7 protein-coding genes are annotated in these 10040 nt (G+C 68.5%); 6 read left to right on the top strand and 1 reads right to left on the bottom strand.

Annotated features, from left to right (window positions below):
* The first annotated feature begins 87 nt into the window (after nt 1–87).
* The gene (locus ACWCWD_RS36930) at nt 88–213 is read left to right on the top strand and encodes a hypothetical protein (RefSeq protein WP_450780016.1); all 126 of its coding nucleotides are present in this window, start codon (nt 88–90) and stop codon (nt 211–213) included.
* A 1075-nt stretch (nt 214–1288) separates the two neighbouring features.
* The gene (locus ACWCWD_RS36935) at nt 1289–1714 is read left to right on the top strand and encodes a hypothetical protein (protein WP_450780017.1); all 426 of its coding nucleotides are present in this window, start codon (nt 1289–1291) and stop codon (nt 1712–1714) included.
* 691 nt (nt 1715–2405) lie between these two features.
* Here ACWCWD_RS36935 and ACWCWD_RS36940 read toward each other — a convergent pair.
* On the bottom strand, nt 2406–5084 hold the full coding sequence (locus tag ACWCWD_RS36940) for an alpha-L-rhamnosidase-related protein (protein ID WP_450780019.1): 2679 nt from the start codon (nt 5082–5084) through the stop codon (nt 2406–2408).
* A 503-nt stretch (nt 5085–5587) separates the two neighbouring features.
* Between ACWCWD_RS36940 and ACWCWD_RS36945 the strand changes: the two genes are divergently transcribed.
* From ACWCWD_RS36945 to ACWCWD_RS36960, 4 genes are all read left to right on the top strand, one after another.
* Nucleotides 5588–5887 (top strand): hypothetical protein, encoded by a 300-nt coding sequence (locus ACWCWD_RS36945; protein ID WP_450780021.1) that lies wholly within the window; start codon nt 5588–5590, stop codon nt 5885–5887.
* Between the two features lie 798 nt (nt 5888–6685).
* Entirely contained in the window at nt 6686–7855 is a 1170-nt protein-coding gene (locus ACWCWD_RS36950; RefSeq protein ID WP_450780022.1) for a DUF5954 family protein, read from the top strand.
* Nucleotides 7856–8707: 852 nt separating this feature from the next.
* The gene (locus tag ACWCWD_RS36955; RefSeq protein ID WP_450780024.1) at nt 8708–9280 is read left to right on the top strand and encodes a hypothetical protein; all 573 of its coding nucleotides are present in this window, start codon (nt 8708–8710) and stop codon (nt 9278–9280) included.
* 569 nt (nt 9281–9849) lie between these two features.
* Nucleotides 9850–10040: helix-turn-helix domain-containing protein (locus ACWCWD_RS36960; RefSeq protein ID WP_450780026.1), on the top strand; the 191-nt coding region annotated here is incomplete at its 3' end.

Raw genomic sequence — 10040 nt, forward strand, 5'->3', positions numbered from 1 at the left:
ATCAGGCACCCACCGACTACTGACGGCTAACACACCGACACACTAAGCGAAGCACGTGGGGCGTTCCGACCGAGTCACGTCGAGCGGATGCCCGACCCTGCTGAGCGGCTCGACGGCTACGTCCGACGCGTCGCCGAGCAGGGCGCCTGGCTCTTGCGGGCGGGTGGCGGCGCGTCCGGCGGCGTCGCAGGCGGCTTCCTGAGCCGGCGGTAGGGACTCGGCGCCGAGGCCGGGCGCGCGACGATCGCGGGCGAGCCAGCTTGAAGAACCGGCAGGTCGCGGCCGCGCGTCGGGGCTGCGGCCGATCTCCGGCCGCAGGGGCAAGGAGGGTGCGGTTCGCCGGATGGCTGCAGGCGGCTCGTGGACCGTGATCGCCCGGCCCCTGGACGGCAACCAACGGGGCGCCGTCGAAACGACGGCCAGACGGCAGGTGTTCAGCGGCGGCGGCCCAGGAAGGACAGTCCGCAAGCAGGTGACTGGCGACGAAGGCCACAATGGAGGCTGGCGAGTTCCGAGCCGGGCGGACCCCGATCGCTGTGGGTGCGACGCGGGCGCACGCCATAGGTTCGGGTGACACGTCGGCTGTTGCGTTACTCGGCCGACAAGAACCGGCGGGTACGGGCAGAAAATGTGAACGCAGGACATTGAGTGCGCTGCTCCAGCAGGCCGCCCTGCAGCTCGGGAACACGCTCCGCTCGCGTACCCCGTCTGCTTGAATACGGCAGTGATCGAACTAATGATTGGTGCGGTCGCCGCGGCCCTCGCGGGATGGCTGATGCGCCACAAGCGGCAGCAGAGATCGACCGCGATAGCCGCCGGGGAGCCGACCGGGGTGCCTTGCATGCTCAAGTGGTCCGCTCAGGGCTCTCGCTGGAAAGCGGGACGTCTGCTGATCGGCGCTGGTCCCCCCGTCTGGAAGCCGTCCTTCGGCAAGCCGGAAGCCGTTCTGCCAACTGATCTGCGTCAGGACGCAGTCCGCTCGCCCTCACTGCGTGAGGCAGTGGCGGTCAACCCGGGATCCCGGATCGTGGAATGCGAGTCGTCCGGCGGAAGGTCCTGATCGCGGTCATGCCGCCGGAACTAAACCACGTGGTCAAAGCTCTCGAGAGCGCGTAGCCCGCTGATCACGCACTCGGCTGAGGAGCAGTCAGCCGACAGGCGGTTCCCTCGTCTTCCAGCTGTCGGAACGCGGACCATCCCGAGACCGAGCCCGCGTTCCACCAGGCACAAGCCGCCAGCCGTGATTACTCGTAGCCGCCTCGAAGGAGGACCGCCTAGGCTCCAATCCATGCGCACCGTGTTCGTGTTCCCCGCAGGTGAGCGAGCTGAAACCATCGCCTCACTTGATCAACACCTGAACCAGCAGCGCCATCCGTGGACTCTGGACGGCAACCTCTACATCGACATCGACGACGAGCAAACCGGCTGCCTCTTCTCCGACTGGGACCCCGACGACGTGACGGTGCTCGAGGCGGCCGTCGAATACCACCCCACCTGGGCCGTGCAGATCGACATCTCCGGCCGGATCGACGGCACTGCAGAGGTTCACCAGATGATCGCGCTGCTACTCGAACGCGGAGGGGTGGCGATCGATGACTACTCCGCCCACCCCTGGACCCTGCAGGAAATCCAGTCCGGAACAGTCACCGACGGTCTGCGCTTCTTCGACTTCCGCGCCTACGACGAGCTCAATCGCAAAACCGGCCTCTCCTGACTCGACGAGCGCTCCAGTGTCGAACCGGTGGTTCGGAGAAGGGCTGCTCTGCATGGACGGCAACATCGCCCTTGGCAAAGCGAAGGACAACACAAACACGCTCAGCAGGATGATCGACTACCTGAAGGTGCAAAAGGCATGATCAACGCCTCTATCGAAACGGTACGCGACTGAGCACGAAGCACGCCAAATCGGCCACCCAGAAGGCGTTGGCCGGTCCTGAAACACAGTTCGCCCCCGCCCAGGGGCAGGGCCGACTCACTCTCCCACGGCACGCCCCGGACAGCATCACCATCACCCAGCCCCACCAGGCCATGGCCGACCACAGCATCTCCCCCACACACCACGCGCACACGCTGAGCACCACCACGGCGCATGCCACGGTGACCCAGATCATGCTCGGCATGCACCCGCCCAAACCGAGCATGCTTACACCCCGCCAAGCCCGGACGACCTCGCCGGACCAACGGCAAGCAAGGGAAGCTGCCAGGACCCCGCAGGCTTGGACAAACCACCTGGCGGGCCGACACCTCCGCCTCCGTACCCTGTCCTGCCGCAGCCCGGACCGGGCAGCGGCAGGACAGGGGCATCGGCTCGGGCGGCCGCGACCAGCGGCAATCGTGCTTCCCCGGTCCGCGATGTCAGGGGCCTGGCCCCGGTGCGCGGTAGGGCTCTCGCCCCGGCGTGACGGCTATCGATGACCGGCCGTGAAGGTGTGGACCCCCGGTCCCAGGTTCGAGAGGGTGATACGGCCGCCCGTGAACCGGACGGATCGGTCCGACCCGCGGCGTCCGTCCCAGCGCACCGTGCGCCCCTCGCGTACAACCGTCTTGTTCGCGTCACCGGGGAAGGCGAGGGATCCGCGTGTGCCGGCGGGCACCTTCACCGTCACGGTGAAACCGTCAGCGGAGTTCTGCCAGGAAACGGTCAACGGACCCTCGGGTGTGGGGAGTTGCCCCTGCGCCCAGGCGACGTCACCGGGATGGGGACGGACCTCCCACGTGGCGTAGCCCGGCGAGGTGGGACGGGCACCGAGGAGTTGGTGGGTGAGTGCGGGCAGTACGCCGGTGGACCACCCATGCGCCATGCTCGTGTACGCGTCCTCGTACAGGGAACCGTCCGGCCCGATGCCTTCCCAGTTCGTGATGCCGGGGTCGTTGCGGTCCATCCAGCCGTAGGTACGGCGGATCTGGTCGAGCGCGGAGTCCGCTCGTCCCGCCTCGAATCTGGCCACGATCTCGGGGTACGACGTGAAGGCGTACACACGCCGCGACGCGCCGTCGAATATCGTGTCGTTGTCCATGAAGGCGTTGCCGTACGGCTGGCGTGTGGTGGCGTCGAGGTGGGCGAGTGCCGAGGCGGCCCGGCCGGCGTCGGCGACACCCGCGACGACGGCGATCCCGTTGCCGTCCTGGGCGTGCCGCACCGCGCCGGTGCCGGAGTCCAGGTAGGCACCCGCCTCCTCGTCCCACAGGTACGCGTTGACGGCTTCGGCCACACGGGCCGCCCGTTCCTCCCATCGGGCCGCGTCGCCGGTGCGGCCCAGCCAACGGGCCAGGCCGGCGGCGTTGTTCAGCGCCTGCACGTAGAGGACGTTGTAATACGTGACCCTGCCCGTGCGGCCCAGGAAGGCGTAGTCGCCGTAGCCTCCGGTGCCATTGAGGCCCTTGCTCAGCAGTCCGGCCTCGTCGGTGACGCTCGGGTACCAGGTGTCGAGGACCTTCAGCAGGTTCGGGTAGTACTGCGACGCGTAGGCGTGGTCGCCGGTGTAGAGCACGTAGTCCCAGCTGCACGTCACCCACCACAGCGGATAGTCGAACAGCGGAAGGGTGTAGTCGCTGATCGACGCCGGCGGAATCCAGCCGTCCGTCCGCTGGTGGTCGGCCAGGTCTGCGAGCACATTGCGTGCGGCGGCCGCGGCTTCGTCGTGCGTCAGGTAGAGAGTACGGGCCGAAACCGCCAGATCGCCGACGTAGGGATCCCGGTCACGCTTCGCACCGTCGTGCAGGACCAGCATTCCCTCAAGGGTCGCACTCCACGCGTTGCGGGGGTCGACGTCGTCGCGGCGGAAGGTGTCGGTGACGAGCTCGTTGGTGTAGGACGCCCCGTACCAGTAGCGGTTCAGGTCGTCGTCGGAGCACAGGAACCAGCCACGGTACGTACCCGGTGTGCCCAGGTACGCAGTGAAGTCCAGGCTCACGGAGTCGATGCTGACGGTGCCCCACGACTGCGCGGCGGGGGCGTCCGACGCCAGCGCGTCCAACGTGATCTTGAGGTAGCGGAAGCCGTGCAGTCCGTCCGCGAAGACCTTGTCGCCGGCCTGGAAGCCCTTGTGGTCGAGCCAGTCGGCGCCCTTGGCGGGCACGGCGAACTGGTCGGTACCGTGTCCGGCCCCGCCGGCCTGGTCGGAGCGGGTGAAGTCGCTGCGCTCGGTCAGGAACTGCCTGGTCTCGGAGAAGGCCACCCGGACACCGGGCGAGTTGTCGGAGGCGGAGCTGAAGCGGATGCGCGGATAGCCGACGACGACCTTGCCGAAGTCGACCGTGACGCTGGGCGGTTCCTCCACCGCGACGGCCTCGGGCCAGACTTCGTTGATGCGCGTGAACATGCCCTGCGAAGTCTGCTGGACCGCCGTCACGGTGATGCGCACCCTGGACGCCTGGACAGAGGCGGTGAACGGCACCGCACGCTGTACGACATCGTTGTCAGAGACGGTGGCGACCAGACGCCACGCGTCGTCACTCCACGCCTCCACGGTGAAGTCGGTGGGCACACCGTCCCTGTTGGACAGCACGGTGATGCCCGACAGCTCACGCGGCGCGGGGAGCGACACGGTCAGCGTGTCGGGGAAGACGCGTTCGGTGTCGTCGTTCCAGAAGGTGTCCGGGTCGCCGTCCACGGCGTGAGAAGCGTCGTAGGAACGGGGCTGCCCGTCGCTCCCGTTGTTGCCCGCATGCGCCGAAGATGCCTCCGCCGTGGTGCCCTCGGGCCAGCGAGGAGCCGGGGCCGGCTGCGGGCTACGCAGGACGGTGACGGACCCGCCGGGCTTGAGCAACGCGTCCGGCTTCACGACGTCGCCGGTCGTAGCGATGCTGCTTACGGGACGTACGGTCCGGGAGGTGGGCCCCTGGACGTAGCGCTGCCAGCCGGTGCCGCCCCGGGGCGGCCCGGCCACGGGACGCCGGGGGACGCCACCGCTCGACGACGCCAGCGCTGGAGCCGCGCCCGCGAGAGAGACCCCCGCCGCCGACAGGGCCACGGCCGCCGTACCGGCCGCGATCACGGAGCGACGGGTGGGACGGACGGCAGGGGTGGGCTGCGCGTCGGGGACGGACTGCATGTCGTTCTCGGACGATCGGTCCGGTGTCATTACGCCTCGCTTCGTGACGATGCCGACTTTATGATCATGCGATTTTGAAACGTTTCACTCGCGATGAGCGTGGCGAAGGTATCGCAAAAGCCGGACGGCGTACAGATCTTGAGCAGCCCACGAAGCCGGCATGACGAACCGGCCGGAGTCGCGTCCCGACGAAGCCCCGGCCCGCGCCCACGACCTCGGCGTTCGCAGCATCCGGAATCGTGAGGCCTCTCGCCCGGAGGGCTCAGGGACGATGACCGGCGAAGCGCCGAGACGGTTGGTGACCTCGGTCAGGGTGCGTAGCCCCGCGTCAAGGCTGGTGGCACATCCCAACACGCCCACGTCCACGCTGGACAGGTTAGAGATCAAGTTGGAGGCGAGCGGGCTCGGGATTGCTCACGAGAAATGACACTGGCCCAACTCCTGCGGCAGGCAGCCCGACGCTGCCGCCTGCCAGACTGACGCCGTACGCGTCGCGGCATGCGACGTCGAAGGGGTAAGGAACTGATCGCGAGATGCCTCAATGGATAGTCCTGGCCGTCCCTGTCAGCGGCGTGTCGGACGCAGGTCGTGACGGGCGGACCGTTGCGGAGTTCGAAGGCAGCACGGAAGAAGCGGAAGCGGCTCTCCTGCGTGCGGCGCACACGTACGAGCACGGTCTCTGGAAGGTGCGTCGCCGCGAGATCTTCAAATGCTCAAGCAGGTCCTACTTCATTCGCCTCCAGAATCGTCTGGCGGCGTACGGTTTCCTCATCCAACTTGCCGAATTGGTCCACGACTCCGATACGAAGCAACTGGACCGTCCCGCCACCTGATGGAGGGTCACCGACGTCAGCGGACCGGTATCCGGCGGGAGGCGCGCAGGGCGCCACTCGTGCAGCGGCGTGACGATCGCCTCCGTCTCGCCGTGCAGCCGCGAGACGGAGGCACCGACGGTTGGCTCGTCCTCCGACTGCGGCCTCACGGGCCTCGATCGCAGTGACGTCGGCGTTCATGGCGCCGTGCCCTGCACGAGCCGGTGAAAAGATCCGCGTGATCGTGTACCGCTGCTTGGGCGGCGCGTCTAGGTCCGTACGCAGCGTCCCGTCGATCATCGGCTTGTACGGATCCAGCGCAGTCGGCAGCGGTGGCAGCTTCTCTCCGGGACTCCGGCCGGACAGAGTCCACGGCCTTCTCGACCGTCCGCACGGCACGTTGTCCTTGCGCTCGCTCGCGCGTCTTCATGCCAGCGCGGTGATCACACCGGGTCGCCGCGTACAGCTCGGCCTTCGACATCTGCGGCGTGACCAGAACCTTTCACCAGGAGCATCCCGACACCGCCCCGGCAAGTACCCCACGCACCGACGGCGTCCGGTACCTCTGCCGAAAAGACGACACGACACCGCGTCTCTGCCGCCGAAACCCCCGCGCCACGCACCAGCGGAAACAGAGATCCGGAACCCTGGGAACTCCGGGTCCCGGCCGGACGGGCCTGCACGAATCGCCGAGGGAGCCCCCTCCGCCGCTCGTCCACATGGTCGAAGGACCGTCACCTGTGCGGAAGTCGGGGACTTCGCCGAGCCAGAATGAGCGAAGCCGCGGCGGGCTCGGAGCGCGGTCGCCAGGATGGAGACATGAACCATGACGACGTCACGCACGCGGGCCGATGGCGGCCACTCACGGTGAGCTCGCCCGAGGGGCCGGTGGCCGAGGTTATGGAGGCCGACGCGGTCGATGCCGTGCGCAACCTCCGAGCGCTGCTGGTGCGGGGCCCTGTGTTCGGGGTGGTCGCGCAGCACCCGCAGGAGGCGCCACGCTGGCGGGTGATCGAAGAGGTGACGTCCGGCTGCCCCCAGTTGGCCCGGGACAGCCTGAACTCGACTCTGTGGTTCCGGGCCAAGGACGAGGCCCGGAACCGGGAAGAGCGGCGCGCCCTGCTGGCGGCCGTCGCCCTCCTGGAGAAGGAGCCGGTCGACGAGCTCACCGTGCTGGGCACGCGCTACCGGGTGGTGCGCGCCGAGGAGTACGCGGGCGCGGGGCGGGACGACAGCGGGCCCGAGAAGCCCCGTCCGACCGATCCCGAACCGGCCGTCCCGGTCTGGGACAGCCGCGAGACCGACCCGCGACCGGACGAGGGCCTGGTCCTGGACCCGGACGCCCCGGTCACCCCGGCGCAGGCCGCGGAGCACCTGCTGCTGCGCGACCTGACCTACGGCGGCCTGCGGTCGTCGCTTCCCGAAGACGTACTCGCCGACTCCCGGCGGGCGCTGGAGAGCCACCCCGAAGTGATGCTGATGCCCACACTGTTCCGGGTGGTGGAGCGGCAGGGTTCGGGCAGGTGGTCGCCGGGCGGCAGCCTGCACGCCCGGGTGCACGACGCCCGCAGGTCGCTCGAGTTCGGCCTCACCTGGCTGGAGCCGCGCCAGCTGGGGCTCATCCCCGAGGACACCATCGACCGGGACATCGACGCCCGCTCGTTGGCGGCCGACACCACCCATCCCGCCGCCGAAGCGCTGGCCCAGTACGCCCGCGCCGGAGACCTGCTGCGCGAGAAACGGGTCGACGAGGTCGAGTGCCACGGCACGGTCCACCGCATCTGTCGTGTGGGTCGGCTGCTGCGCTGGGGCCCCGACGGGCCGGAGCGCGTACGCCCCTCCGACATCAGCAGCTATCCGCCCACGCGGATCCATCCCTTCCTCGACGAAGACGGCACCGTCCATCACGACAGGGAGGACGACGAGTACACGGATGAGGAAAGGGATACGGACGGGATCGGTGGCGGGGGCAGAGGGGGATGTGGTTGAGCGTCGCGCGTACGGAGCCTCCCCCGTGCGGGGCGAGCGTAAAGCCTGCGCAGCTCGTCCGGCGAACCCCTGAACGCTGACCAACGGCTCACGCAGAAGGCCCCGTTCCGAGTACAGCGGGAACGGGGCTTCTCATGGAGCGCTGGGCAGGCCTTGCACCTGCATTTCCCCGCGGGAAGCGGGGCGTCTTTCCTTGGACGACCAACGCACAGGCAACCGCGCCGTCGAAACGGCCCGCACCCTCAAGATCAACTATAGCCCGGGCCGACCGGAGTTTGCACACCTGGTCCAAGAGGTGCGGGACGAGACCTCACCTGAGCCCATGACGGCCGTCCACTACCAGACGAACTCACCCCCGACGCCGACCGGCCGACGGGAATGGGGAGAATCCTCGACCGCCACCAACCGCTCGCCACGGAACACGTACTGAGCACCGAACGCCGCACCCCCGGGGCCAAACCCGAGCATTCCGCGCCGCGCGTCGGAAGAAGTCGTCGCGGGACGGCGTCAACACCGAACACCCCGGGCCGCAAGGGCGCCAGACCGCGCCGACCGTCCATCTGATTCGACACACACCACCCCGGGCGGCCGCCCGGCGGTGACACCTGCGCCGCATCGCCCCGAAGGAGCCACCCTTCGAGCCTTTCGCCATGACTCGCACGCCCAATGACAGAGGCAGAACGTTCGGTCTTGACATGCGATGGCAATCTTGCCACTCTAGAAACAGAACGTTCGGTCTTGCCAGGTGCTTCCGGTGACCCGCAGAAGTTCCGCGGCCTCTGGACCTGCTGGGCCGGCTTCCCCTCCATGGGTTTCCCTCCGTGTGTCCACGGAGAAGGCGAAAGGATCGTTGTGAGCGCTGTTGCTGCTTCATCAGGAGGCTTTACCGGGACGGCGTCCGCATTGCGGCGGCTGTATTTCGTACGGTTCGCGTTCGCCATCGTGTGGGCGCTGGTGATGTTCACGATGGCGGAGGAGATCAGCCCGGCCGGGGCCGTGCTGCTGGTGCTGTACCCGCTGTTCGACGTGGCTGCGGCCGTCGTCGACGCCAGGGCGTCGCGCCTCACTGGAGCACCCGGGTCGCCGGTCCTGTTGTACGTGAACATGGCGGTGAGCCTGGCCGCGGCTGTGGGCGTGGGCGTGGCGTGCGCGTCGGGGATTCCGGCGGTGCTGCAGGTATGGGGCGCCTGGGCGATCGTGTCCGGGCTGGTCCAGCTGATCGTGGCCGTGCCCCGTCGCAAGCTGGGCGGCCAGTGGCCGATGATCCTCAGCGGCGGCATCTCAGTATTGGCGGGCGCATCGTTCGTCGCCTCAGCCGGCGCCGACGACCCCGCGCTCACCAGCGCGATCGGCTACGCCGTCCCGGGCGGCATCTTCTTTCTCATCTCCGCCCTGCGCCTCGGCCGCGCCGCGAAGCAGGACTGACGAGAAGACGACGGCCATGGGGTCGGCCGGCCCATGCACCGGGCCCCGCGAACGTCCTGCCGCCCAAGGGTGTGAACCACGCCCTTGGGCAGCAGGGCGTTTCCGGGAAGCCAGCTGCCCGGCGAACCCGTTGACCGGCCCATGCCTCACTCGGACCGGTACAGGAGCGGGGCGGAGCGGCGAGGTTCGCCGACTCGTCGTCAGCCAACCTTCGTCGAACAGAGGCCGGCGTCGGCCTCTGTCGCTGCTGCCCATGGGCACCCCTGGCCCCGGTCGATACCGAGCCGGAGGTCAGCTCGCCGGTGATCCACTCGCCCGTCCCCCGTCCCCGTGCCGCACGGCGTGCCATCGGTAGGCGCGACACCCCCGCCGTCGTCTCCGTGGACAGCGGGCGCGCATGAATCCCGCAGGCCTCGATCAGCGGCCGGGCGCTGGAACAAGCAGACCCGGCCGACAGCGATGGAATGGCGATACGGGCCTTGATGTTCGCGATCGCCCCGCCCTCCCCCGGAGCAGCTCCCTGCCACCGAGACCGATCGTTCACTCTCCTGATTCGTTATCCTGGGTGCATGAGCCAGAGGACACGAGAGAGCGGTACGTCGGAAGCACGAGCGCGGCTGCTTTCCACGGCGACCAGGATCTTCTACGCGGAGGGGATCCACTCGGTCGGCGTCGACCGGATCGTGGCGGAGGCGCAGGTCACCCGTGCCACGCTGTACCGCCACTTCAAGGGCAAGGAAGAGCTCATCCTGGCGTACCT

It is taken from the genome of Streptomyces sp. NPDC001493 (assembly GCF_053597235.1).

Bases quoted from the DNA above. Each gene is read 5' to 3' on its own strand.
- ACWCWD_RS36930 (WP_450780016.1), top strand. From the start codon at position 88: ATGCCCGACCCTGCTGAGCGGCTCGACGGCTACGTCCGACGCGTCGCC.
- ACWCWD_RS36935 (WP_450780017.1), top strand. From the start codon at position 1,289: ATGCGCACCGTGTTCGTGTTCCCCGCAGGTGAGCGAGCTGAAACCATC.
- ACWCWD_RS36940 (WP_450780019.1), bottom strand. From the start codon at position 5,084: ATGACACCGGACCGATCGTCCGAGAACGACATGCAGTCCGTCCCCGAC.
- ACWCWD_RS36945 (WP_450780021.1), top strand. From the start codon at position 5,588: ATGCCTCAATGGATAGTCCTGGCCGTCCCTGTCAGCGGCGTGTCGGAC.
- ACWCWD_RS36950 (WP_450780022.1), top strand. From the start codon at position 6,686: ATGAACCATGACGACGTCACGCACGCGGGCCGATGGCGGCCACTCACG.